This window comes from Streptomyces sp. NPDC005438, assembly GCF_040606315.1.
GTDB lineage: Bacteria > Actinomycetota > Actinomycetes > Streptomycetales > Streptomycetaceae > Streptomyces.
Genome location: NZ_JBEXEP010000013.1, coordinates 65,760 through 89,838, shown reverse-complemented (window position 1 = coordinate 89,838; position 24,079 = coordinate 65,760). Strand labels below are relative to the sequence as shown.

Below are 24,079 nucleotides of genomic sequence, written 5' to 3'. Positions count from 1 at the left end.
GTGCGCGCCGTAGTCCGCGTGCTCCGGCGTGCTGGTCGCCGGCCGCGTGGAGTCCGGGTCAGCGGGACTCGGCGGCCACCAGCTCGGCGATCTGCACCGCGTTCAGCGCGGCGCCCTTGCGGAGGTTGTCGTTGGCGGCGAACAGCGCCAGACCGTTGTCCACCGTCTCGTCCCGACGGATACGGCCGACGTAGCTGGCGTCCCGACCGGCCGCCTGGAGCGGGGTGGGGATGTCCGACAGCTCCACACCCGGCGCCCGGGCCAACAGCTCGCGGGCCCGCTCGGGGCTCAGCGGACGTTCGAAGCGGGCGTTGATCTGGAGCGAGTGGCCGCTGTAGACCGGCACCCGGACACAGGTGCCGGAGACCTTCAGCGCCGGGATGTCCAGGATCTTGCGGCTCTCGTTGCGGAGCTTCTGCTCCTCGTCGGTCTCCTCCAGACCGTCGTCCACGATCGAACCGGCCAGGGGCAGCACGTTGAAGGCGATGGGCCGCTTGAACTTGTTGGGCTCCGGGAAGTCGACCGCCTCACCGTCGAAGGTCAGCCGGGTCGCGTCCTGCTCGATCGCCTTGCGGGCCTGCTCGTCGAGTTCGGCGACACCGGCCAGTCCGCTGCCGGACACCGCCTGGTAGGTGGCCACGACCAGGCTGGTCAGACCCGCCTCCTCGTGGAGCGGGCGCAGCACCGGCATGGCCGCCATGGTGGTGCAGTTGGGGTTGGCGATGATGCCCTTGGGGCGCTGGGTCGCGGCCGAGGGGTTCACCTCGGAGACCACCAGCGGTACCTCGGGGTCCAGCCGCCAGGCGGAGGAGTTGTCGATGACCACGGCTCCGGCCGCGGCCACCCGGGGGGCCAGCTCCCGGGAGGAGGCGCCGCCGGCGGAGAACAGCACCACGTCCAGGCCGGAGTAGTCGGCGGTGGAGGCGTCCTCGACGGTGATCTCCTGGGCGATCTCCCCGGCGCCCCGACCCTTCCACTCCAGGGTGCGGCCGGCAGAACGAGCCGAGGCGAACAAGCGCAGCTGCTCGACCGGGAAGTCCCGCTCGGCCAGAATCTCGCGCATCACGCCGCCGACCTGACCAGTGGCTCCAACGATCCCGATCCTCATGGGGCTCCTTCTGTCTGTTTCCGTCTGCGGTGAGTTACCTGGGTGCGCACGCGTGGGGCGGCTCGGCGCCGGCCCGGTACACGTCAGGCGGTGCCACGGGAACCGTCCGCCGGGGCTCCCGGCCCCGGTCGGTGTCCGACCACGGACGGCCACCCGCCGGGTCGTCCCGTGACACGCCCCTGGCCTTCTACCCTGCCTCGTACCGGCCACGGGCACCGAATCCTTTGAGCTTGGTCACACTACGGAGCGAGCTTCCGCACCTCCCCGGACGCCGCCTCCGGCACGTTCACCACCTGGATGACGTTGCGAAGGTGAACGTAATCGCCGTGGCCCCGGGAGGGCTTCGCGGATCGCCGTCACCAGTCGGTCGACCTTCGGGGTGCCCCGGCCTTCCGGCGTCCCCGGGGCGCGCCCTCGCCCCGGGGGTATCCGCTTCGCCGGGGGCCTTCCGGGGGGTGCCCCTCCGGGTGATCCGTCAACTCGCCGACATACCCGGCGAGTTGGGTCCCGGGGCGGGCCGGCGGATCGGGTGGGGGAAACCTCCCTGATCAGAGGCACCCCCCGTTCGAACGTATATTCGAGAACTGGTCTATGGTGGTACCCGCCGACGGGACCGTAGGGGCGTGTGCGACAGGAGGTGGAAGCCATGGGCTTCACCCACCTCCATGTCGCCTCCGGCTTCTCGGCCCGCTACGGGGCCTCGCACCCCGGCGCCCTCGCCGAGCGCGCCGCCGAGCGGGGCATGGAGGCGCTCGCCCTGACCGACCGCGACAGCCTCGCCGGGGCACTGCGGTTCGCCAAAGCGACGGCGAAGGTGGACGTACGTCCGCTGTACGGCGTGGAGTTGGCCATCGGCCCCCACCCCGCACCGTCCTCGGACACCCACACCCGCAGACGTACCCCCGCCCGGGGCGGGGCCTTCCTGGACGAGACGGCGCCCCGCGCGGTCTTCCTGGCCCGGGACGGCGAAGGGTGGTCGGAGCTGTGCCGACTGGTGACCGCCGCCCATCGGACGGTCACCCCGCAGCCCGGCCGGGGCGGTGACCGCCCCGTACTGCGCTGGCCGGACCTGTACGGCGAACGGCTGCTCGTCCTGCTGGGCCCCGACTCGGAGGTGGGCAGGGCCCTCGCCACCGGGCGCCCCGACCGGGCGGTCCGGCTGCTGGAGGGCTGGCGTGAACGGTTCGGCCCCGCGCTGCGACTGGAGGTCAGCGCCTCCGCGCCGCCCCGGGAGGCGGCCCGGATGCTGGGCCTCGCCGTACAGCAGGGAATCCACCCGGTGTTGACCAACGCCGTCCGCTACGCCGACCCCACACAGCACCCGGTGGCCGACGTACTCGACTCCGCCCGCCGACTGGTGCCCATCGACCCACGCCAGGGGCTCGACCCGGGGGAGCGCTGGCTCAAGGGACCCGCGGAGATGGCCCGCCTCGCCGAACGGATCGCGGAAAGCGCCGGCTACCGCCGTGCCGCCGCCCACCGGCTGCTCACCCTGACCGAGGAGGCCGCCGAACAGTGCCGGGTGGACGCGGTGGACGACCTGGGCATGGGCAGCGCGCACTTCCCCGAACCCCACCTGGTGGGAGCCGGAAGCAGGGGAGCGGCGCGGGTGCTGCGGTCCCGCTGCGTGGCCGGGATGGTCGCCCGGGGGTACGAGGGACAGCCCGAACGCTGGCGGCGACTGGAGTGGGAACTCGCCGTGATCGAGGGGCACCACTTCTCCTCGTACTTCCTGACCGTGGCCCAAGTGGTCCGGGACGTCAGGCGGTTGGGGATCCGGGTGGCCGCGCGGGGTTCGGGCGCCGGCAGTCTGGTCAACCACCTGCTGGGCGTCGCCCAGGCCGACCCGATGGCCCACGGCCTGCTGATGGAGCGCTTCCTGTCCCCTCGCAGGAGGGCGCTGCCGGACGTCGACATCGACGTGGAGTCGGCGCGGCGACTGGAGGTCTACCGGGCGATCTTCCAACGGTTCGGCCCCGAGCGGGTGGCCACCGTCGCCATGCCGGAGACCTACCGGGTACGCCACGCGATACGGGACGTGGGCGCCGCCCTGAGCCTGGACCCGGCCGAGGTGGACCGGCTCGCCAAGGCGTTCCCCCACATCAGGGCCCAGGACGCCCGGTCCGCCCTGGCGGAGCTGCCCGAACTGCGTGAGGTCGACCAGGGGCGGTACGGGTCCCGGTTCTGGGACCTGGTGGAGGCGCTGGACGGCCTGCCCCGGGGGATGGCCATGCACCCGTGCGGGGTGCTGCTGTCCCACTCCGGGCTGCTGGACCGTACCCCGGTGGTGCCCACCAGCGGGGAGGGGTTCGCGATGAGCCAGTTCGACAAGGACGACGTGGAGGACCTGGGGCTGCTGAAACTGGACGTCCTGGGAGTGCGGATGCAGTCGGCGATGGCCCACGCGGTGCACGAGGTGGAACGGGTCGCCGGGGAACGGATCGACCTGGAGCGGCTGCCCGCCGACGACCCCGCCACCTTCGCGTTGATCCGCTCCACCAGAACCCTGGGCTGCTTCCAGATCGAGTCACCGGGACAACGGGACCTGCTGGGACGCCTCCAACCCACCCACCTGCACGACCTGGTGGTGGACATCTCGCTGTTCCGACCGGGACCGGTGGCCGCCGACATGGTGCGCCCCTTCGTCGAGACCCGGCACGGCGACCGAGCGCCCCGCTACCCGCACCCGGACCTGGAACCGGTGCTCCGGGAGACCCACGGGGTGGTCGTCTTCCACGAGCAGATCATCGAGATCCTGCGGGTGATGACCGGGTGCGACCGTGCCTCGGCCGACGGGATCCGACGAAGGCTGGCACAGCCCGACCAACGGGAGCGGGTGCGCGTCTCGTTCGACCAGCGGGCCCGGGCGCGCGGCTACTCGCCGGAGGTGGTCACGCGTACCTGGAAGATCGTGGAGGCGTTCGGCGCGTACGGCTTCTGCAAGGCGCACGCGGTGGCCTTCGCGGTGCCCACCTACCAGTCGGCCTGGCTCAAGGCCCACCACCCCGCCGCCTTCTACACCGGGCTGCTCACCCACGACCCGGGGATGTACCCCAAGCGGCTGCTGCTCGCCGACGCCCGCCGGCAGGGCGTACCCATCCTGCCCCTGGAGGTGAACCGCTCCGGCGCCGGATACCAGGTCGAGTGGGAACCGGACTCCCGACGGTGGGGCATCCGGCTGGCCCTCAGCGAGGTACGGGGCATCAGCGAGGCGGAGGCGGAACGTGTGGCCGCCGGCCGCCCCTACGGCTCCCTCGGCGAACTGTGGCTGCGCGGCCGTCCCTCCCGACCGGTCGCCGAACACCTGGCCCGGGTCGGAGCCCTGGACACCTTCGGGGACAACCGCCGTGACCTGCTGCTGCACGTCGCCGAGGCGTACCGGGTCCGCCAGGCCGCGCCCCGGGGCCAACTGGTCCTGGAGGCCGGCACCCCGGAGGGCCCGGCCGACTCGCCCCGGCCGGCCGGGTTGCCGGACCTGGACCGGCGCGAGCGGCTGAACGCCGAGTTGGGGGTCCTGGGCATGGACGTCTCCCGCCATCTGATGGACGACCACGGGGAGTTCCTCGCCGAACTGGGCGTGTGCCGGGCCGACCGGCTCCCCGGGGTGGCCCACGGCGACACGGTGCTGGTCGCGGGGGCGAAGGCCTCCCTCCAGACCCCGCCCATCCGTTCCGGCCGCCGGGTCATCTTCGCCACCCTGGACGACGGCACCGGACTGGTGGACTGCGCCTTCTTCGACGACCCACCCGGGGCCGAGCCCTCCGAGGGGCCGCCCTCCGGTCGCGCGGCCTGCGCCCACACCCTCTTCCACCGCTGGCTGCTGCTGGTACGGGGAGTGGTGCAACGACGCGGGCCGCGCAGCCTCAGCGTGGTGGGGGCGATGGCCTGGGACCTGGGGGAACTGATCGAACTGCGGGCCAGCGGGGGACTGGAGGCGGTCACCGTACGGCTGCGGGAGGCGCTGGAGGAGCGGTCCGGCCCCCTGCCCACCGGTGGGCGGACCGTCCAGGTGGCCGAGGGGTACGCCATGCACCCCTGGGCCGACCTCCGCCCGGCGGGCGAGGGCACCCCGACCGGGCGCAAACTGTGGCACTCCAGCCCGGGGAGCGCCGGATGACGGCGGGGGCGACGACGGCGACAGCGATGACGACGGCGACAGCGACGACGACCGTTCTCCACGTCCAGGCGGCCGGGCCACCGGGGGAGACCGGGGAGGCGTTCCTCCGGGTGCTGGAGGACATCACCCCCGTCGTCGAAGTGCTGTCCTTCGACGCCGCGTTGGCGGACGTGGGCGGGAGCGTCCGCTACTTCGGGTGCGACGCCGTCGAGCTGGCGAGGATGCTGCGTGTGCGCGCGTTGGCGCTGTACGACCTCGACTGCACCGTCGGGGTCGCCTCCAACCCCCTGCTCGCCAGGATGGCCGGGCGCCACGGTCCACCGGGCGGCGTCCGCCACGTACCGGACACCCCGGGGGCCGTCACCGGGTTCCTGAACCCCAAGCCCGTGGCGGACCTCCACGGAGTGGGGCCGAGGACCGCCCACACCCTGTGCGAGTACGGCCTGGACCGTATCGGGAAGGTGGCCGAAACCTCCGAGGCCACCCTGCGCAGGATCCTGGGCGCGAGGACGGGACGCCTCGTCCACGAACGGGCCCGTGGCATCGACCCCACACGCGTCGCGCCCCACACTCCGCCCAGGGCGGCCAGCGCTGAACGGCGGTTCGACCGGCACGAGTTGGACGGGTCGGCACGCCGACGCGCGCTGCTGGAACTCGCCGTCGACATCGGACGGCGCCTGAGGACGGAAGCCCAGGTGGCCCGCGCACTGACGCTCACCGTCCGTTACGCGGACCGGTCCACCACCACCCGTACGCGGACGCTGCCGGAACCCACGGCCCACACCCCGGTCCTGGCGGGTACGGCACACGCGCTCCACGACGCCCTGGGACTGCAACGGGCCCGGGTGACGGCCCTCTCCCTGAGGGCCGAGGACCTGAGGACCGCCCGGCTCTCCAGCCAGCAACTCACCTTCGACCGCCGGACCGAGAGCGCCCGCCGTCTTGAGCCGGTCCTCGACCGGATCGCCGCGAGATGGCCGGGAACGGTGGGACCGGCGACCCTCGCCCGATCGTGACGGCCGGGCGTCGCTCGCTCGTGTCCGGTCACCGTCCTTCTCCGGTGAACGGAGCGACCAGCCCGGGGCCGCGCCCCTCGCGTGCACCCCCCGGGTGGGCTCCCGTTCCTCCAGGGGAACCGGTGCCGTGTCACGTCAACTCGTCCCGGGGAGGCCGGGCGAGGGGCTCGGCCCCCGCAAGTGGCGCCCCTCGGGGCCGGTCGGGGTGGGTCCGGTGACCCGGGGCCGGGGTCCGCGTCAAGGGGGCCGCGCCAACTGCCGGGCCGGTTGTGGGGGTTGGCCCCCGTGGTGCGGTCGTCGTCGCGGTGACCGCCCAGGGGGTCGTCCACCCACGCGGGTGCGGGTCGTTCCCCAGCCCGGCTACGGGGGCGCCCTCCCCGTACTCGCGGGGGTGCCCCGCCTAGGACGGCCAACGGGGAGGGGCCGGCCGACGGGGCGGGGGGCGTCGTCCGACCTCCGCGCCGTCTGCCCCGTACCGGACAGGTGCGGTGGCACAGGCGGCCACCCCGGTCGGGCGGTGACAAGCTGGTGCCAGGGGCGCACAACGCACTGGTGCCGCGCCCTCAGAGGGCGCGGCACCAGTGGTTCAGCGGGTGGGTGGCCTCAACTGTCGGTCTTGGCCGAGGGGTTGGCCACTTCGGCCGGTTCGCTGACGACCGTCTCGGAGGAACGGGCCGGTTTCTCCAGGGAGAGGGCGCCGGCACCGGGGGCGGCGGCCGGGGTCTTACTGCGGAACAGCCGCCGGCCGATGGGCTCGGTCCAGCGTGCGGCCAGGGGGCCGAGGATGACCAGGATCAGCACGTAGGCGGTGGCCAGCGGGCCGATACGGGGTTCCACACCGACCGCCAGGCCGGCGATCACGATGGAGAACTCACCGCGTGCGACCAGGGTTCCACCGGCCCGCCAGCGTCCGGCCGGTTTGATCTCGGCGCGACGGGCGGCGTAGTAACCGGTGGCGATCTTCGTCACGGCGGTGATCAGGGCCAGGATCAGCGCGGGAATGATCACCGGCGGGATCTTGGCGGGATCGGTGTGCAGGCCGAAGAAGACGAAGAAGACCGCGGCGAACAGGTCGCGCAGCGGGGTCAGCAACTGGTTGGCGCCCTCGGCGGCCTCACCGGACAGCGCGATGCCCACCAGGAAGGCGCCGACGGCGGCCGACACCTGGAGCTTGGCGGCGATGCCGGCCACCAGCAGGGTCAGCCCCAGCACGACCAGCAGCAGCATCTCGGCACTGTCGGAGGACACCGCGTTGCTGATCAACCTGCCGTGCCGCAGGGCGACGTAGAGCACCGCGCCGACCGTGCCGAGGGAGATCAACAGGGTGAGGCTTCCGCCGGCCAGGCCGACGCCGGACAGCAGGGCGGTGAGGATGGGCAGGTAGACGGCCATCGCCAGGTCCTCGATGACCAACACCCCGAGGACCACCGGGGTTTCGCGGTTGCCGAGCCGTCCCAGGTCGCCGAGCACCTTCGCGATCACTCCCGAGGAGGAGATCCAGGTGACGCCGGCGAGCACCACGGCCGCGGTCCAGCCCCAGCCCAGCAGCAGCGCGGCGGCGGCTCCCGGCAGTGCGTTGAGGGTGAAGTCGACGATGCCGGAGGGGTACTGCGTCTTGAGGTTGGAGACGAGTTCGGAGGCGCTGTACTCCAGGCCGAGCAGAAGCAGAAGGAGGATGACGCCGATCTCGGCGCCCGTGGCGACGAACTCCTCACTGGCGTCCAGAGGGATGAGCCCTCCGTGGCCGAAGGCGAGTCCGGCGAGCAGATAGAGCGGGATCGGGGAGAAGCCGATCCGCATGGCCAGCCGGCCGAGCAGGCCCAAGGCCAGGATGATGGCGCCTAGTTCGATGAGCAGAGCGGTCATGTCGTGCACGGGCGTTTATCCTCCGGCGATCAGTTCGGCAACGGCGTCGACGCCTTCGCGGGTTCCGACGACCACGAGGGTGTCGCCGATGGCGAAGCGGAAGTCGGGGGTGGGGGAGGGGAAGGCCGCGGTGCGGCGGAGCACCGCCACGATGGAGGCCCCGGTACGGCTACGGGCCTGGGTGGACCCCATGGTGCGGCCGGCGTAGGGGGAGCGTTTGGTGACCGGGATGTGCTCGGTCACCAGGTCGATCTCCAGGTGCTGGTGGAGATGGGCCACCGGATCCGGGGTGAGCAGCTTCGCCAGCACCGTCGCTTCGGGAGGGGCCAGCGGTGCCGAGTCCTTGCAGCTGTCGTCGTCCTCGGGGTCGTGGAAGGCGAGGACACGTCGCCCGTCCGTACGTACCACCACCGAAAGGTGGTGCCCGGCCTCGGTGTTGAGGTCGTAACGAGTGCCGACCCCCGGGAGCGAGGTCTTACGGGCATGGGCGGTGTGTTCCATCACGGGACTCCTGGCGGGTGCTGGTGGACGGCGGACTCCACGCCGCGTGACCGGCACCCCGCGAGGGCGGCACGTGACGTGTGGAGGGGCGAGAACCCGCCAGGGTCACTGACCTCGCCACTCCCGTCGTGGCAGGAGTGAGCCGCCGAAAAACGCCAGCCCCGTTCGCCCGGTGTCGACGCGCGTGCGTGACGCCAGGCGGGTACCCGGGGACGGGTGACTGCCCTTGTCCGTGTCCCTGTGCCGGATTCTCCGAACCCAAGTGGTGCCCTCCCGCCAGACCGGGCGAGCGCGTTCGGATCCCCTCCGACCAGCAAGACTACCGGCCTTCGCAAGAGGTGATTTGGGAACTTCTTTGCATAGCGGGTCAATGTTCGGTGGCTCGCAAAGCCGTGGTGACCTAGCGGTTCCCGCTTCCGAGGGGGTGCGGAGCCCCCGTGGCAGGACGACTGAGGAGGTCAGTCCCTTGGTCTCGGCTTTACCTCCCGATGGGTGTCCGCCCTTTCCGACTTGCCGGAGAAAGAGCGGACACCGTCCGTCGGCGTTCGCGGGGGCGCGGTGGCCGAGTGGTGGCCGAGAGGGCACGTACGACGAAGGCCCCGGTGGCGACAGTGAAGTCGCCACCGGGGCCTTCGGGGGAGCGGTCGGGCTAGCCGTTTCCGCGTTCGGAGTGGGGCGGGTAGGTGCCGCCCACCGAGGTGGGCTCCCGGGCACCCTCCGTGTCGGGGTCGATCTGCTCGTGCTCCCCGGTGACCTCGGTCTCCGCCTCCCGTGACTCCGCCTCCCGTGCGTCCGCCTTCCGTGAGGAGGCCGGCATCAGCCGACGCAGCCCCCTGGCCAGGATGTGTGCCTGGCCGGCGGTGATCGGAGCGAGGATGGCCAGGACGAACACGTAGCCGGTGATGAACGGCGACAGCCGGCTGTCCAGCCCGGCGGTGGCGGCCATCGCGGCCAGGATCAGGGCGAACTCGCCGCGCGCCAGCAGGGTGGTGGCGATGTTGGCCGCCGGGTTGGGCCCGAAGTGGTGGATCCGTGCGGCGAACAGTCCGGCTGCCACGTTCATCACCAGGGTGATGGCCGCGGCGATCGCCACCGGCAGGGCCACCGCGGGGAGGTCCCCGGGGTCGATGGCGAGCCCGAAGGCGAAGAAGAAGATCGCCCCGAAGGCGTCCCGCAGGGGGTGCACCAGCTTGCGGATGCGTGGCCCGGAGGGCGTACCGCCCAGGATCAGGCCGACCATGAAGGCGCCGATGGCGTCCGCGACCCCCAGCACCTCGGAGACCCCGGCGATCAGTACGGCGAAGCCCAGGAAGCTGACCACCAGCAGTTCGTTGTCCCGTACCGCCACCAGCCTGCCGAACAGGCGGGTGCCGTAGCGGGCGGCGATGGCGAGGACCAGCAGGAAGCCGAACGCCTTGCTCATCTGCAACACGGTCTCGCCGAGCCCCTCGGCTCCGCTGAGTACCGGTTGCAGGGCGGCCAGGTAGAGGGCGAGGAAGATGTCCTCGACCACGATGACGCCCAGGATCAGTCGGGTCTCCGGGTTGCCGATGCGTCCCAGGTCGATCAGGACCTTGGTGACGATCGCCGAGGAGGAGATACCGATGACCCCCGCGAGGACCAGTGCCTCCCGCGCGCCCCAGCCCAGCGCGAAGCCGAAGCCGAGCCCCGCTCCCACGTTGAGCAGCAGGTACACGCCACCTGCCGCGAGGAGTCGGGAGCCGCCCTTCTTCAGGTCGTCGAGGTGGAACTCCAGTCCCAGGTAGAACAGCAGCAGGACGAGCCCGAGCGCGGAGAGCATCTCGAAGTCGTGCGCGTCCTCGACCAGGACCAGGCCGGGGGTGTGGGGGCCGAGCAGGATGCCGGCCAGCATGAACAGGGGGATCGTCGGCAGCCCGATGCGACTACCCAGGCGGGCGAGGAAGGCGGCGGCGAGGAAGGCGCCGCCCATGGCGAGCAGGGTGTCAGCATGTCCCACGGGTCACCACCGAAGTGCGGAGGGGCCGGGTCGGTCTGTGAAGTCGCCGCAGCGGATGTGCGGTCGCGATCGCCGTGGAGGCCGCGGGAGGTGCGGCGGCCCGGGTGGCTCGGGCGATCGTGGGGCTCGTGGTCGTGGTGGACGTCGGAGTCGGGGAAACGGGCAGAGAAAAGAGGCCACGGCGGTCCGTACCGGATGGTGTCTGCCGGTGCGAGGCTGCCGTGGAGCGGGCATGGCCTTTCGTGATGAGGAAGGTCTTCACATTACCATTTCGTTGCTAAATGGCCATTTCTGGCGCTTCGGACAATAGCGGCGACAGGGGTGCGACCGCAGCCGAAGCCGCGTCGTCAGGACCGCCGGGGACCTTGGCGGTACCGATCCCGCTGAGGGTCGAAAAGGTGCCCGGCGGCACCGGCCATCACGAGGCCGGAGGCCAACAACAACCCCTGCCTGAGGACCAGGCCCAGCGTCAGAACGAGCAACGAGAGGCCGAGTACCGCCCAGGCGCGGCCGTGGCGGTACTCACGTGGCCGGCAGGGCTGCCCGGTTGCCAGCGCGCGGGCGAACCTGGGGTCTTTCCGGCGCATCTGGGATTCGAGGTCATCGAGGGGCCTCTCGTCGTACGGGGGCATGGCTCCTCCATCCAGAACGGCACCGCCCGCCTCGCGTGAACGAGGTGGGCCAGGTGGTCTGGGGGAGGCGTCGCTGCGTGACCAAGTTTTCCTTGTGTGGGGCAACGATCGCTATCGGGGCTGACCCCCAAAACGGGGTGGGGACGACCCGTACACGGCCGTGGGGGAGGGGGCGAACCGGTACGCGATGGGTGTCGCACCGGATGGTCCGGGACTCCCGGAAGGCCCACACTGGAAGCCGAGCCGGGGGGAGGTGTCCGGCTGCGAACTCCGAAGTACCGTTCCCGTACCAGCGTCCCGTGCCAGCGCCTGCTCGACGTTCCTGTCCCGTACGTCGCGTGAGGATCCCCGAGAAGACCCGCACCGCGCCACCCGAGGCGCCCCGCCGGCCCCCAGACACCCGGCGGGGATGCCGAAGCCCGGGTGAGCCCGCCGGGTCGCCGCACGTCGCCGCACCGATACGCGTACGCCGAACGAACCCGACGGAGCGACAGAACAACGGAACGACAGGAAGGGGGCGCGTACCGCGCGGTACACCCTGGACGGACGATAGTGGGGACGTCAACCGCGAGGAGGCCCCACGTCGTGTCCCTGTTCTGGCGGATCTTCCTGCTGAACGCCGTAGTCCTGCTGATCGCCTCGGCGCTGGTCCTCCTGGGGCCCATCACCATCTCCACCCCCGTCCTGCTGACCGAGGCGCTGATCATGTCCGGCGGCCTCGCCGCCATGCTGGTCGCCAACGCCGCACTGCTGCGGGTGGGGCTCGCCCCCCTGCAACGGCTGACCCGCGCCATGATCACCACCGACCTGCTGCGCCCCGCCCAGCGGCCGGCCGTCACCGGCGACGGGGAGATCGCGGACCTGATCCGCACCTTCAACGCGATGCTGGACCGGCTGGAGACCGAACGCGCCGCCAGCAGCGCCCGCGCCCTGTCCGCCCAGGAGGCCGAGCGGCGCCGTATCGCCCAGGAGCTGCACGACGAGGTGGGGCAGACCCTCACCGCCGTACTGCTGGAGCTGAAGCGGGTGGCCGACCAGGCCCCGCCCCCGGTACGGGAGGAGCTGCTCCACGTACAGGAGAGCACCCGGGGCAGCCTGGACGAGATCCGGCGCATCGCCCGACGGCTGCGCCCCGGGGTGCTGGAGGAACTGGGGCTGACCAGCGCCCTGAAGTCGCTGGCCCGGGAGATCCCCAGCAGCGCCGGCCTGAGCATCCGCACCAGGGTGGAGGGGGAGCTGCCGCCGCTGGGCGAGGAGGCCGAACTGGTCCTCTACCGGGTCGCCCAGGAGGGCATCACCAACACCCTGCGGCACGCTGACGCCAGCCGCATGGAGCTGGTGCTGCGGCGGGAGCCCTTCGGGGTCGAGCTGCTGATCCGCGACGACGGCCGGGGTCTGGGGAACGCCCCGGAGGGCGCCGGAATCCGGGGGATGCGCGAGCGTGCCCTGCTGATCGGGGCGCAACTCAGCCTGGGGCGCAGTCCCATGGGCGGGACGGAGGTACGGTTGCGCGTGCCGCTGCGCGAGGGGGAGCGGTAGAGACGTCCGAGGAGCCCATGACCACTCGTATTCTGCTGGCCGACGACCACGCTCTGGTGCGCCGGGGTGTGCGTCTGATCCTGGACAGCGAACCGGACCTGACCGTGGTCGCCGAGGCGGGCAACGGCGCGGAGGCCATCGAGATGGCCCGGGCCGAGCAGCCGGATCTGGCCATTCTCGACATTGCGATGCCCCGGCTCACCGGGATCCAGGCGGCGAGGGAGCTGACCCGCATCCAGCCGGAACTGCGGGTGCTGATCCTGACCATGTACGACAACGAGCAGTACTTCTTCGAGGCGTTGAAGGCCGGCGCCTGCGGCTACGTACTCAAGTCGGTCGCCGACCGTGACCTGGTGGAGGCCTGTCGGGCGGCGATGCGGGACGAGCCCTTCCTCTACCCGGGCGCCGTCACCGCGCTGATCCGCAACTACCTGGACCGGGCACGGGACGGGGAGAGCCTGCCGGCCCGGGCGATCACCGACCGCGAGGAGGAGATCCTCAAGCTGGTGGCCGAGGGGCACACCTCCCGCGAGATCGCCGACACCCTGATGATCAGCGTCAAGACGGTGGAGCGTCACCGCACCAACCTGCTGCACAAGTTGGGGCTCAAGGACCGTCTGGAACTGACTCGGTACGCGATCCGGGCCGGGCTGATCGAACCCTGAGTGATCCTTGCCACCTCCGGCCCCGGCCGGATCCCGTCACCGTCCGTGCCCGTTCCGGTCGATTGCCGGCTGATCAGGGGTAACTGCCCCGGGAACCAGGGAAGTTGACGGAGCGGTGGAAAACGCGGCCCGGGTAAAACGGTCACCACACCAGGTTAGGTTGGCCTAACCTGGTGGGTCGCTGGTGAACGACCGCCGCCCCGTGCGGCGTTCGGCCGAAGGGGAACGTTCCAACGGAAGGGGCCCGAATGTCGATCCCGAGCGCGGAGGACCCACCGCCCCCCACCGCACTCGCCGGGGGCACCCGGGGGCCCGAGGCCCTACGGCCCCTCACCGCGACGGCGATCGACGCCCTGGCGGACGGCGCCCGCAGACGGGGCGGCCCCCTGCCCGCCGGTGGACCCGACGCGGTGGCCGCCCGGGTGCGCGAGGTACTGGGACCGGTGATCCCCGAACAGGGCCGGGGCGCCACCGAGGCGCTGCGCTCCCTGGTGTCCCTGGTGGCCGAGGGCGCCGCCGACCCCGCCGACCCGCACTGCGTGGCCCATCTGCACTGCCCCCCACTGGCCTCGGCCGCCGTGGCCGACCTCGCCGCCTCCGCGCTCAACCCCTCCATGGACTCCTGGGACCAGGCACCCGCCTCCGGCGCCCTGGAAGCGGAGGTCTGCGCCGCCCTCGCCCGCCTCGTCTACCCCGACCATCCCGCACCCGACGCCCTGGTCACCAGCGGCGGCACCGAGTCCAACCTGGTCGGCCTGCTGCTCGCCCGGGAGTGGGCGCGCGGCCTCGGCACCGCACCCCTGCGCGTGCTCTGCGGGGCCAACGCCCACCACAGCGCCCACCGGGCGGCCTGGACCCTGGGGCTGCCCGCACCGGAGACGGTGCCCTGCCCGGGCGGGACGCTGGACCCCGAGGCGCTGCGGCGGCTGCTCGCCGACTCCGACCGGCCCACCCTGGTGGTGGCCACCGCCGGCACCACCGACCAGGGGCTGATCGACCCCCTGGAACGGATCGCCGAGGTGGCCTCGGCCCACGGGGCGCGGCTGCACGTGGACGCCGCGTACGGCGGACCGCTGCTGTTCCACCCGGAGTTGGCGACCCGGCTGCGTGGCCTCACCGCCGCCGCCACCGTCAGCCTGGACCTGCACAAGCTGGGCTGGCAGCCGGTGGCCGCCGGGGTGCTGGCGGTCGCGGAGTCCGGGATGCTGGCCGGCCTGGCCCACCACACCGACTACCTCAACGCCGAGGACGACACCGAGTCCGGGCTGCCGGACCTGCTGGGGCGCTCCATCCGCACCTCCCGCCGCCCGGACGTGCTGAAGATCGCGGTGACCCTCCGTTCCCTCGGGCGGGCCGGGTTGGCCGAGACGGTGGCCGACTGCGTACGGCTGGCCGAGGACTTCGCGGCCCGGCTGGACGCCGACCCCGCGCTGCGCCGCTGCCCCGGGCCGGTCGGCCTGAGCACCGTACTGTTCCGCCCCGCGCTGGCCGACCGGCTCCCGCCCGAGGAGGGGGACGCCCTGGTGGCCGAGGTGCGACGGCAACTGCTGTGGGAGGGGCGGGCGGTGCTCGGCCGGGCCAAGGTCCCCGACGGTGTCAGCGAGGGCGCCAGCGAGGGCGGCGGCCGGCTGTGGCTCAAGGCCACCCTGCTGCACCCGCACACCCGGCCGGAACAACTGGAGGACCTGCTCAAACTGGTCGTGGAGAGCGCCCAGTTGGCGTACGAACCCGGGGACGGCCGGTGAGCGCCCCCGGGAGCCCCACCAACCCCCTGGACCTGCTCGGGGTGGGCGTCGGCCCGTTCAACCTGTCGCTGGCCGCCCTGGCCGACGGGGTGCCGGAGCTGACCTCCGCCTTCCTGGAGCGCACCGACTCCTTCCGTTGGCACCCCGGTCTGCTGATCGAGGGCGCCAGCCTCCAGGTCCCGTTCCTGGCGGACCTGGTGACCCTGGTGGAGCCGGCCAGCCCCTGGTCTTTCCTGCGGTACCTGCGGGAACGCGAGCGGCTGTTCCCCTTCTACTTCGCCGAGCGGTTCCACATCGAGCGCGCCGAGTACGACGCCTACTGCCGCTGGGTCAGCCAGTCGCTGCCCTCCTGCCGCTTCGGCCGCGAGGTGGAGACGGTGCGCTGGGACGCGCGGCACTCCGCCTTCGAGGTCGAGCACCGTGCCACCGACGGCGACCGGCGGGAGTCGCTGTACGCCCGGAACCTGGCGCTGGGGGTGGGCACCGCCCCCCAGGTGCCGGACTGCTTCCGGGAGTTGGTCGAGGACCCCGAGCTACCGGTGCTGCACTCGGCGGACTACCTGGAGCACCGTACGCGCCTGCTCGGGCTGGACCACGTCACGGTGGTGGGCTCGGGGCAGTCCGGGGCGGAGGTCTTCCTCGACCTGCTGCGCCGGCGGCCCCACGGCAGGGAGAACCTGGACTGGCTGGCCCGTACCCCCGCCTTCGCGCCCATGGAGTACAGCAAGCTGGGGCTGGAACAGTTCACCCCCGACTACACCCGCTACTTCCACGGGCTGGACGAGGAGACCCGGGACGCGCTGCTGCCCCGGCAGTGGCAGCTGTACAAGGGGGTGAGCGAGGAGACCCTCGGCGACATCCACCAGGAGCTGTACCACCGCAGCGTGGACGGCGGCTGGCCCGCCGCCCGGCTCACCCCCGGGGTGGCGGTGTGCTCCGCGCGGCGTTCCGAGGGGCGGCTGACCCTCAAGCTGGAGCACGCGCAGCAGGGCACGGCCGGCGAACTGGCCACCGACGCCGTGGTGTTGGCCACCGGGTACACCGAACGCCCCCTGGCCGGACTGCTCCACCAGCTGTGGCCCCAGGTGTTGCGGGACCGCTCGGACCGGCCTCGGGTGGACGCCCACCACCGGCTGGAGCTGGACGGGGGAGTGACCGGCTCGGTCTACGTCCAGAACGCGGAACGGCACACCCACGGTCCCGGCGCCCCGGACCTGGGCCTGGCGGCCTGGCGGTCGGCGGTGATCCTCAACCACCTCAGCGGCAGGGCGGTCTACCCCCTGCCCCGCCGGACGGCCTTCACCTCCTTCGGGTGGGGCGGCTAGGGGGTGCCGTGTGTCGCGGGGCGGAGGAGTTCGATGCGGAGCATCGGCGGCAGCCGCGCTCAGCGACTCCACGGCGACCCCTCGGCGGCAGACGGGGTGAGGCTCGGCACGCCAGGTGACACCGCGCGCGAGCCTCGGAGCGGTCCCCACGACCCACCCCTGGCGGTGCCGTCGGGTGTCGAGGGGCTGGTGAGCGTGCCCCGATGCCGTCTGTCGCGGGGCGGAGGGGGCACCCCTCGCGGTGCGGCACCGGCACCTCCAGCGGCAACGGCAGTGACAGCGGCTGCGCTTGGGGTTGTGGTTGCTGTTGCCATGGGCACCGCCACGACCCCGGAGGGACCGAAGCACTTCGGGGGCCCGCCGTCCCTGGCGACGGTGTCGTGAGGCGCCCCGTCAGGGCACGCGAACCTCCCGGCGTCGGCCACGAAGCGCCCCCGGGTGCGCCGTTCGTACGTCGGCGAGAGGGGACCGGTCGCCACGGTGCGCCCTCGCGCGCTCCGGGCGGGACCAGAGGGGGGCCGGCGCGGTGCACCGGGACGCGCCAGGGACCCGAGGACGCCGAGGAACGACCAGAGACCCCGGGGACGTCCAGGGACGCCGAGCCACGCCGAGAGACACCGCACCCTCAGTGATCCCGAGGGCGGGTCCCGTCACCAGGGGCAACTCATCCGGGGTGCTTCGCGTCAAAGCCCGTGCGAGGTAGGGCACTTGCGCGGAGACTCGGCTCGCCGGGGTAAACCCCGAGGGGCCCCGTACTCCGCGTGGGCCCCCACGCCAGCCCGTGCGTCACAGAGAAAGAGAAGGCATGGAATCGCTGCTGGACCACCAGCCCGCATCCACCGCCCCCGAGCGCGCCGCCGCGGATCGCGCCGACCAGGAGTCGCTCGCCTCACTCTTGCGCTGTTGGGTGCGCGAGACCGGTATGGCCGCGCCGAAGGACGACCAGCTGGTGCTGGACCTGTCGTCCTCCGGCGTACGGATCGAGGTGCCGGTCGTGTACTGGTCCCCGGTCGGCTGGCACCGTTTCGGCCCGGCCCGCTTCTCCGGCGGCCAGACGGTGACCGCCCCCGCCCTGGCGGCCCTGCTGTCCACCGAGGTCAGCGGGGACGACCCGGCCTCGGTCACCGACCTGACGGCTCGGGTGACCGACTCGGCCCGCAAGGTGGCGACCTTCCTGGAGGAACGCGCCGCCCAGCCGGAACTGGACGAGAAGCAGCCGGAGTTCCTGCGGGGTGAACGCGCCCTGGTGTGCGGCCACCCCCTGCACCCCACGCCGAAGAGTCGCGAGGGCCTCAGCGACCGTGAACTGCGGCGGTACTCGCCCGAGTTGGGCGGCGCCTTCCCCCTGCACTGGTTCGCCGCCGACCCGGAGGTGGTCCAGGCCGACAGCGCCCTGTCCTCCTCCGCCCAGCGGCTGTGCGCCGAGTTGGCCGGGCCGCTGGCCGAACGGGCGGGCTCCGACCGCGTACTGGTGCCGGCCCACCCGTGGCAGGCCCGCGAGGTGCGGGACTACCCGGCCACCCGCGCCCTGTTGGACTCCGGGGCGCTGTGTGACCTGGGCGAGGGCGGCCCGACCTGGTCGGCGACCTCCTCCGTGCGCACCCTGTACCGGGCGGACGCCCCGGTGATGCTCAAGTTCTCCCTGGGGCTGAGGATCACCAACTCCCGCCGGGAGAACCTCAGGGTGGAGCTACGGCGGGGCGTGGCCGTGCACCGGCTGTTGGAGAGCGGCCTGGCGGACGCCCTGCACGCGCGGTACCCGGACTTCGACATCGTCCGGGACCCGGCCTGGCTGGCGGTGGACGGGCCACAGGGCGCGCCCACCGGGCTGGACGTGGCGGTGCGGGACAACCCGTTCCGGTCCGGCGAACCCCAGGCGGTGTGTGTCGCCGGGCTGGTCTCCACCCGGCCGGACCGCCCGGGCGGGGAGTCCTGGCTGACCGGTCTGGTGCGTGACCTGTCCCGGGAGACCGGGGAGCCGGTCCAGGACGTGGCCGAGGAGTGGTGCGCGCGCTATCTGGACCAGGTGATCGAGCCGGTCCTGTGGCTGTACGCCCGCTACGGCCTGGGGCTGGAGGCGCACCAGCAGAACACCCTGGTGGTGCTGGACGACGACGGCTGGCCCACCGGTGGGCGGTACCGCGACAACCAGGGCTTCTACTTCTCCCCGACCCGCAGCCCCGCCCTGTACGACTGGGTGCCACGGGTCGGCCGTGACCTGGGCACCTTCGTGGACGACGAGGTGATCGACGAGCGGCTGGCGTACTACGTGGGCATCAACAACGCCCTCGGGCTGGTCGGTGCCCTGGGCTCGGCCGGGCTGGCCGACGAGACCAGGCTGCTGGAGCGGGCGCGGGCCCGGCTGACCCACTGGTCCCGTGAACACGGCGACCGGCTGCGGCTGGCCGAACTGCTGCGGGACGCCCCCCGGATCAGCTGCAAGGCCAACCTGCTCACCCGGGTACGGGGCATGGACGAACTGACCGGCCCCCTGGAGGCCCAGTCGGTGTACGTGGACATCGCCAACCCCCTGTCGGAGGTGACCCGGTGACCGTCCGGCCCGAGTCCCCGCGCCGGTGCGCCCTGCCGGTCGACCGGCTCACCGAGGTCGCCCGCGCGGGCACCCTCCTGGAGGCCGGCCACTTCTCGCTGCGCCCGGTGCGGCTGGAGGAGGACCTGTCGACGGTGCACCGCTGGATGAACGACCCGGTGGTGGCCCGCTTCTGGGAGATGCCGCACCCCCCGGACCGCATCGCCGGGCATCTGCGCCAACAGCTGGCCAGCGCCCACTCGTTGCCGTTCCTCGGGCTGCTGGACGGGGAGCCGATGAGCTACTGGGAGCTGTACCGGGCGGACCTGGACTTCCTCGCCGAGCACTACCAGCCCCGCCCGTTCGACCTGGGCGTCCACCTGCTGCTGGGCCCCTCCCGGTTCCGGGGCCGTGGCCTGGGCGCGGCGATGCTGAGGACGGTCGCCGAGTGGCAGTTGGCCGTCGAGCCCCGTGCCGAGCGGGTGCTGGCCGAGCCCGACGTCACCAACCACCGTTCGGTACGGGCCTTCGAGCGGGCCGGCTTCGTCCGGGTCGAGGAGCTGCGGCTGCCGGACAAGCGGGCCTACCTGATGGAGCTGCCCCGGCGGTCCGGCGACGGTCGGGCAGGTCAGGAGCCCGTGGAGACCGGTGGGTGAGGGACCACGGCGCACCACGGTGTGGTGTGCTGTCCCTGGGCGCCGGCAGTGGTCGGCGTACCGCCCCCGACCGATCCCCGAGGAGAGTCCGTGGACCTGAAGATCGTCCTCAGCCCCGGTGCGGCCCCCGCCGAGCAGGTGCGGACCCAGATCCTGGAGCAGGCGCGCTCGGGTGCCCTGCCGGTGGGGTACAAGCTGCCCACCGTGCGGGGCCTCGCCCAGGAACTGGGTCTGGCCAACAACACCGTGGCCAAGGCGTACCGGACCCTGGAGGCCGACGGGGTGATCGAGACCCGTGGCCGCAAGGGGTCGTTCGTCGCGGCGGCCGGGGACGCGGCGGCACGTGAACTCGCCCAGGCCGCCGAGGCGTTCGTGGCCCGCGCGCTACGGCTGGGCTGTGACCGCGCGGCCACCTGGGCGGCACTGGAACAGGCCTGGGGAGCGGCCAGGGCGTGAGCCTCCGGCCGCTCCCACCGGCGGTCAGCCCAGCTTGGTGACGGCCGTGGCGGTGGTCTTCCTGAAGGCGTCCACCGGGGCGTCCTTGAGGGTGCCGTACTCGCCCCAGGCGACCACGGTGACGGTCTTTCCGCTGCGGCCCACCCCCAGCAGGTGCAGGTCGTTGGCGGACTCCGGCGGGGCGACGTGGACCCCGTAGACGTGGCCGCCCTCGACTCCGCCGAAGTCGTCCCAGGAGGCCGTGGCCCCCGGGTTCTCCGCCAGCCAGCGGGAGGCGCAGCTCGCCAGCTGGGCGCGCACCGTCTTCACCAGCTCGGTGGCCTTCTCCTCGCTGCTGACGGTGGTGGTCACCTGGGAGGCGTTGGTCTCGCGGTCGGTCTGGTAGTCGCGGTGGTAGGTGTCCTCGGTGTCCGGGAACACGCCGTCGTCCATGCAGAACCGCCCCGGGGAGGGCAGGCCCTGGCCGACCGGCCGGGCGGTCCAGCCATCGTCGTGCGGGGGCAGGTCCCCGGTGGCCAGGAAGGTGGGCACCGGAGCCTTGGGGGCGGCGACGGCCGGTGTGGACAGTGCCGTCCCGGCGCCGAGGGCGCAGAGCGCGGCGGTTCCCGCCACCGTGGCACGAAGGGTGAGAGTGCGCATGTACCGGGGCCTTTCAGTGGGCTTGTTAGGGCTTGGTAGGGACTGGTCGGAACTGGTACGGACGCAGTGCATGACCCTCGGGCGTGCCGGAAGGTTGTGCCCCTTCGAGGTTCCCGCGAGGGTTCCCCCGCCCGGGTGAGCGGTGCCTGACCTGGGCCGTGTCCGTGTTCGGACGGCTCTCGCACGGGGTCCGCCGGAAGAGGTCACCTTGCGTCGGGTGTGATCAGCGCTCATGCTGGTAAGGCGTCACACTCAGGCGGTTCCCAATGGTCAACTCGCTTATGGGGCAGGTGAATCGGATGACCGACTCAAACGCCGGCTCCGGTGGCGAGATAGGGTTACCCTGCCCGGGCCGGGTGCCCTCGTAAGGGTGGGGAGTGTCATGGAACAGATAACAGTCCGCAACAGGGCGCGGGTGCCCGCGATCACGTGTGGTACGGGCTCGACCAGCTCGCGCCTCGACCGTCACCTCTCGGTGCTCGGCGGCCCGGCCGTCCCCGCCCGGGAGACGGAGGAGGCGACGACGCTGATGCGCGAGATCACCACGCGTGACGCGAAGCACTCGCCGATCCACAGGCGCGGAGCACGCGTCTCGCTGTTCGCGCCGTTGCGACGTCTGAAGCGCACGCTGTTCGGCGGGCGCGGCTAGGCCCTCGGGGCGCCCACCTCACGGTCGGGCGCCCCGGCTCGGCCTGCCCTGTCCGACACGACCCGGCCACGTCCGGCGCACCCGGCCCGCGCGAGGACGCACTGCCCGTACGCGGAACCATCCGATGGTCCCGCGCCTCCAACGCCCCCGTCACCCGGGGGCGTTGCTCGTGTGCGCTGGTGTGCGGGGCTCTCCGGGTCGGTCGTTCGGATCCGGGGGATCGGGGAGCGCGTTCTGGTGTGGTGGGTCGTGGGAACCGCGAACTCTTCGCGGGTGCCCACATCGACGCCGCACCCGTGTCTGGACGTGGCCGTCGTGGGCCGTGGGGCAGCGGGAAGGCGGAGGACAAGTCGGTGCGGCAAGTCGGCGACAACGCGGCGAGGCGCTGCGCGAGGTGACACCGCGCGCGGGCCTCGCGGTGATCCGCGCGGTACGTCCTAGCCGCCGGCGTTGTCCACGGTGACCGAGAAGGAGAAGCGGTCGCCCCGGTAGTGGATGCGGACCACGTCCACCACCCGCCCCTCCCCGTCGTGGGTGACCCCGGTGTAGTGCAGGATCGGGCTGAGCAGGGGCACCCGGAGCAGCCGGGCCGTCTCGGGGTCGGCCAGCCGGGCCTGCACGGTGTCGGTGATCCGGCTGATCTGGACGCCCACCCCGTCCCGCAGCACCTTGGTCATGGGCCAGCCCCGGCGGAGCAGGTCGGGGTCGAGCCGCTCGGCGACCTCGGGGTGGATGAGGTTCTCCGCCCAGTTGGTGGGCTGGCCGCTGTCCGGGTCGCTGCGCAGCCGCCGGTACCCCACCGCCTCGGTCAACCCCGGGAAGTGCGTGGCCAGTTCGGCCGGCACCGGGGTGGGGCCGTACTCCAGCAGCTCGGTGTCCTCGCCGGACTGCTGGGCCACGATGGCGTCCACCGAGCCCAACAGCCGTACGGCGCGGGGGCGGGTGGCGGAGGGCTCGATGAAGGTGCCGCGCCGTCGGTGACGGGTGATCAGCCCCTCCGACTCCAGCTCCTTGAGGGCCTGGCGCATGGTCAGCACGCTGACCCCGTAGTGCTCGGCCAGCTGGTCCTCGGTGGGCAGGCGCAGGGGCGCGCCGTCGGGGCGGCCGAGTACGGAGGCGCGCAGCGACTGGGAGACCTGGTACCACAGCGGCAGCTTGCGGTTCGGCTCCAGCGGGTCGGGGGCGAAGACGGACACGGCACCTTCCTTGCGGTTCCTGGGCCTCACGGCCACCCCGGGGGCGTGAGGCCGTGGACCGTCACGACCCGAAGTGCCGTTCCAGTCCCTCCCACACCCCGTCGTAGTCCTCCTGGAGGTGGTCGGCGGCCAGCGCCTGCGCGGTGGCGACCACCGGCCAGCGGGTCTCGAACATGAAGGCGAGCCCGTCGTCCACCTTATGGGGCTCCAGCTCGGCCGTGCTGGCCCGGTCGAAGGTCTCCCGGTCGGGCCCGTGCGCGGACATCATGTTGTGCAGCGAGCCGCCTCCGGGGACGAAGCCCTCCGCCTTGGCGTCGTAGGCGCCCTCGATGAGGCCCATGTACTCGCTCATCACGTTCCGGTGGAAGTACGGGGGCCGGAAGGTGTCCTCGCCCACCAGCCAGCGGGGGGCGAACACCACGAAGTCGACGCCGGCCAGACCGGGGGTGTCCGAGGGCGAGGTGAGCACGGTGAAGATCGACGGGTCGGGGTGGTCGTAGCTGACGCTGCCGATCACGTTGAAGCGGCGGAGGTCGTAGACGTACGGCAGGTGGTTGCCGTGCCAGGCGACCACGTCCAGCGGGGAGTGGTCGAGGGTGGCCGTCCAGAGGTTGCCGCAGTACTTGTTGACGACCTCGGTGGGTCGGTCCTCGTCCTCGTAGGCGGCCACCGGGGCGAGGAAGTCCCGGGGGTTGGCGAGGCCGTTGGCGCCGATGGGGCCGAGGTCGGGGAGGACGAAGGGCTGGCCGTAGTTCTCGCAGACGTAGCCCCGGACGGTGTCCGCGGTGGGCTCCACCCGGAACCGTACGCCCCGGGGGATCAGCGCGACGTGCCCCGGCTCGGCCGCGAGCATCCCGAACTCGGTGTGCAGCAGCAGCCCGCCGTGTTCAGGGACGATCAGCAGTTCGCCGTCGGAGTCGCTGAACACCCGGTCGGTCATGGGGGAGTTGGCGTGGTACAGGTGCACGGCCATGCCGCTGCGCTGGCGGGCGTCACCGTTGCCGCCCAGGGTCCACAGCCCGTCCAGGAAGTCGGTGTCGGGGGCGGGCGCCGGCAGCGGGTCCCAGCGCAGCCGGTTGGGGTCGGGTTCGGTCTCGGTGAAGGGGGCGGTGCGCAGCGCGGGGTTCGAGGCGTCGCGGTTCATCCGTACGAACCGGGGGTGGGCGGCGGAGGGGCGGATGCGGTACAGCCAGCTGCGGCGGTTGTGGGCGCGGGGCTGGGTGAAGGCGGAGCCGCTGAGCTGTTCCGCGTAGAGCCCGAGGGGCGCGCGCTGGGGGGAGTTGCGGCCGACGGGCAGGGCGCCGGGCCGCGCTTCGCTGCTGTGCTCGTTGCCGAAGCCCGTCTGGTAGGTGAGCGACTGGGCCACCTTGCTCGCCTGCTGAGGGGTGTGGCTCGCCATGGAGATCTCCCGCCGGTCCGCTGGGTGTGGGTGGGTGCGACCACCCTCCCGATTCCTATGCT

General features: G+C 72.4%; 18 protein-coding genes. 10 read left to right on the top strand and 8 right to left on the bottom strand.

Features of this window, described 5'->3' with window-relative positions; all coding sequences use genetic code 11:
• Positions 1-58: 58 nt before the first annotated feature.
• The gene (locus tag ABZT14_RS23360; RefSeq protein ID WP_356305909.1) at positions 59-1,108 is read right to left on the bottom strand and encodes an aspartate-semialdehyde dehydrogenase; all 1,050 of its coding nucleotides are present in this window, start codon (positions 1,106-1,108) and stop codon (positions 59-61) included.
• A gap of 646 nt (positions 1,109-1,754) precedes the next feature.
• Here ABZT14_RS23360 and ABZT14_RS23355 point away from each other — a divergent pair.
• Together ABZT14_RS23355 and ABZT14_RS23350 are read left to right on the top strand one after the other, a co-directional pair.
• Positions 1,755-5,225 carry a DNA polymerase III subunit alpha gene (locus ABZT14_RS23355; RefSeq protein WP_356305906.1) on the top strand — a complete coding sequence of 1,157 codons (3,471 nt, stop codon included), beginning with the start codon at positions 1,755-1,757 and terminating at the stop codon, positions 5,223-5,225.
• A 26-nt stretch (positions 5,226-5,251) separates the two neighbouring features.
• Positions 5,252-6,241, top strand: coding sequence for a hypothetical protein (locus ABZT14_RS23350; RefSeq protein WP_356305905.1), 990 nt, complete (start codon positions 5,252-5,254; stop codon positions 6,239-6,241).
• 603 nt (positions 6,242-6,844) lie between these two features.
• Here the strand turns inward: ABZT14_RS23350 and ABZT14_RS23345 are convergent.
• The 4 genes from ABZT14_RS23345 to ABZT14_RS23330 form a co-directional block, all read right to left on the bottom strand.
• A complete protein-coding gene (locus tag ABZT14_RS23345) occupies positions 6,845-8,116 on the bottom strand; it encodes a cation:proton antiporter (protein ID WP_356305903.1) in 1,272 nt (423 codons plus the stop codon).
• 6 nt (positions 8,117-8,122) lie between these two features.
• Entirely contained in the window at positions 8,123-8,608 is a 486-nt protein-coding gene (locus ABZT14_RS23340; RefSeq protein ID WP_356305901.1) for a TrkA C-terminal domain-containing protein, read from the bottom strand.
• A gap of 649 nt (positions 8,609-9,257) precedes the next feature.
• On the bottom strand, positions 9,258-10,586 hold the full coding sequence (locus ABZT14_RS23335) for a cation:proton antiporter (RefSeq protein ID WP_356305899.1): 1,329 nt from the start codon (positions 10,584-10,586) through the stop codon (positions 9,258-9,260).
• Between the two features lie 347 nt (positions 10,587-10,933).
• Positions 10,934-11,173, bottom strand: coding sequence for a DUF3040 domain-containing protein (locus ABZT14_RS23330; protein WP_356306007.1), 240 nt, complete (start codon positions 11,171-11,173; stop codon positions 10,934-10,936).
• A 630-nt stretch (positions 11,174-11,803) separates the two neighbouring features.
• Here ABZT14_RS23330 and ABZT14_RS23325 point away from each other — a divergent pair.
• The 7 genes from ABZT14_RS23325 to ABZT14_RS23295 all read left to right on the top strand — a co-directional run bounded on the left by ABZT14_RS23325 (position 11,804) and on the right by ABZT14_RS23295 (position 20,134).
• The gene (locus ABZT14_RS23325) at positions 11,804-12,757 is read left to right on the top strand and encodes a HAMP domain-containing sensor histidine kinase (protein WP_356305897.1); all 954 of its coding nucleotides are present in this window, start codon (positions 11,804-11,806) and stop codon (positions 12,755-12,757) included.
• A gap of 17 nt (positions 12,758-12,774) precedes the next feature.
• Positions 12,775-13,422 carry a response regulator transcription factor gene (locus ABZT14_RS23320; RefSeq protein WP_356305895.1) on the top strand — a complete coding sequence of 216 codons (648 nt, stop codon included), beginning with the start codon at positions 12,775-12,777 and terminating at the stop codon, positions 13,420-13,422.
• Between the two features lie 248 nt (positions 13,423-13,670).
• Positions 13,671-15,167: an aminotransferase class V-fold PLP-dependent enzyme gene (locus ABZT14_RS23315; RefSeq protein WP_356305893.1), complete on the top strand. Its 1,497-nt coding sequence runs from the start codon at positions 13,671-13,673 to the stop codon at positions 15,165-15,167.
• Positions 15,164-16,492 (top strand): SidA/IucD/PvdA family monooxygenase, encoded by a 1,329-nt coding sequence (locus ABZT14_RS23310; protein ID WP_356305891.1) that lies wholly within the window; start codon positions 15,164-15,166, stop codon positions 16,490-16,492. The genes ABZT14_RS23315 and ABZT14_RS23310 overlap by 4 nt, the downstream gene beginning before the upstream one ends.
• Positions 16,493-17,297: 805 nt before the next feature.
• On the top strand, positions 17,298-19,043 hold the full coding sequence (locus ABZT14_RS23305; RefSeq protein WP_356305889.1) for an IucA/IucC family protein: 1,746 nt from the start codon (positions 17,298-17,300) through the stop codon (positions 19,041-19,043).
• On the top strand, positions 19,040-19,678 hold the full coding sequence (locus ABZT14_RS23300) for a GNAT family N-acetyltransferase (RefSeq protein WP_356305887.1): 639 nt from the start codon (positions 19,040-19,042) through the stop codon (positions 19,676-19,678). Before ABZT14_RS23305 ends, ABZT14_RS23300 begins: the two co-directional genes overlap by 4 nt.
• Before the next feature lie 90 nt (positions 19,679-19,768).
• Positions 19,769-20,134 carry a GntR family transcriptional regulator gene (locus ABZT14_RS23295; protein WP_356305884.1) on the top strand — a complete coding sequence of 122 codons (366 nt, stop codon included), beginning with the start codon at positions 19,769-19,771 and terminating at the stop codon, positions 20,132-20,134.
• A 24-nt stretch (positions 20,135-20,158) separates the two neighbouring features.
• On the opposite strand, the gene ABZT14_RS23290 is transcribed toward ABZT14_RS23295, so the two are convergent.
• The gene (locus ABZT14_RS23290) at positions 20,159-20,773 is read right to left on the bottom strand and encodes a hypothetical protein (protein WP_356305882.1); all 615 of its coding nucleotides are present in this window, start codon (positions 20,771-20,773) and stop codon (positions 20,159-20,161) included.
• 382 nt (positions 20,774-21,155) lie between these two features.
• Here ABZT14_RS23290 and ABZT14_RS23285 point away from each other — a divergent pair, with 382 nt between their 5' ends.
• Positions 21,156-21,422, top strand: coding sequence for a hypothetical protein (locus ABZT14_RS23285; RefSeq protein WP_356305880.1), 267 nt, complete (start codon positions 21,156-21,158; stop codon positions 21,420-21,422).
• Between the two features lie 437 nt (positions 21,423-21,859).
• Here the strand turns inward: ABZT14_RS23285 and ABZT14_RS23280 are convergent, their stop codons facing one another.
• Together ABZT14_RS23280 and hmgA are read right to left on the bottom strand one after the other, a co-directional pair.
• Positions 21,860-22,618: a GntR family transcriptional regulator gene (locus ABZT14_RS23280; RefSeq protein WP_356305878.1), complete on the bottom strand. Its 759-nt coding sequence runs from the start codon at positions 22,616-22,618 to the stop codon at positions 21,860-21,862.
• 61 nt (positions 22,619-22,679) lie between these two features.
• The gene (gene hmgA / locus ABZT14_RS23275) at positions 22,680-24,017 is read right to left on the bottom strand and encodes a homogentisate 1,2-dioxygenase (RefSeq protein ID WP_356305877.1); all 1,338 of its coding nucleotides are present in this window, start codon (positions 24,015-24,017) and stop codon (positions 22,680-22,682) included.
• Positions 24,018-24,079 lie beyond the last annotated feature (62 nt).

Coding starts and splice junctions, on each gene's coding strand:
- ABZT14_RS23360 (WP_356305909.1), bottom strand. CDS start 1,108: ATGAGGATCGGGATCGTTGGAGCCACTGGTCAGGTCGGCGGCGTGATG.
- ABZT14_RS23355 (WP_356305906.1), top strand. CDS start 1,755: ATGGGCTTCACCCACCTCCATGTCGCCTCCGGCTTCTCGGCCCGCTAC.
- ABZT14_RS23350 (WP_356305905.1), top strand. CDS start 5,252: ATGACGACGGCGACAGCGACGACGACCGTTCTCCACGTCCAGGCGGCC.
- ABZT14_RS23340 (WP_356305901.1), bottom strand. CDS start 8,608: ATGGAACACACCGCCCATGCCCGTAAGACCTCGCTCCCGGGGGTCGGC.
- ABZT14_RS23330 (WP_356306007.1), bottom strand. CDS start 11,173: ATGCGCCGGAAAGACCCCAGGTTCGCCCGCGCGCTGGCAACCGGGCAG.
- ABZT14_RS23320 (WP_356305895.1), top strand. CDS start 12,775: ATGACCACTCGTATTCTGCTGGCCGACGACCACGCTCTGGTGCGCCGG.
- ABZT14_RS23315 (WP_356305893.1), top strand. CDS start 13,671: ATGTCGATCCCGAGCGCGGAGGACCCACCGCCCCCCACCGCACTCGCC.
- ABZT14_RS23305 (WP_356305889.1), top strand. CDS start 17,298: ATGGAATCGCTGCTGGACCACCAGCCCGCATCCACCGCCCCCGAGCGC.
- ABZT14_RS23290 (WP_356305882.1), bottom strand. CDS start 20,773: ATGCGCACTCTCACCCTTCGTGCCACGGTGGCGGGAACCGCCGCGCTC.
- ABZT14_RS23285 (WP_356305880.1), top strand. CDS start 21,156: ATGGAACAGATAACAGTCCGCAACAGGGCGCGGGTGCCCGCGATCACG.
- hmgA (WP_356305877.1), bottom strand. CDS start 24,017: ATGGCGAGCCACACCCCTCAGCAGGCGAGCAAGGTGGCCCAGTCGCTC.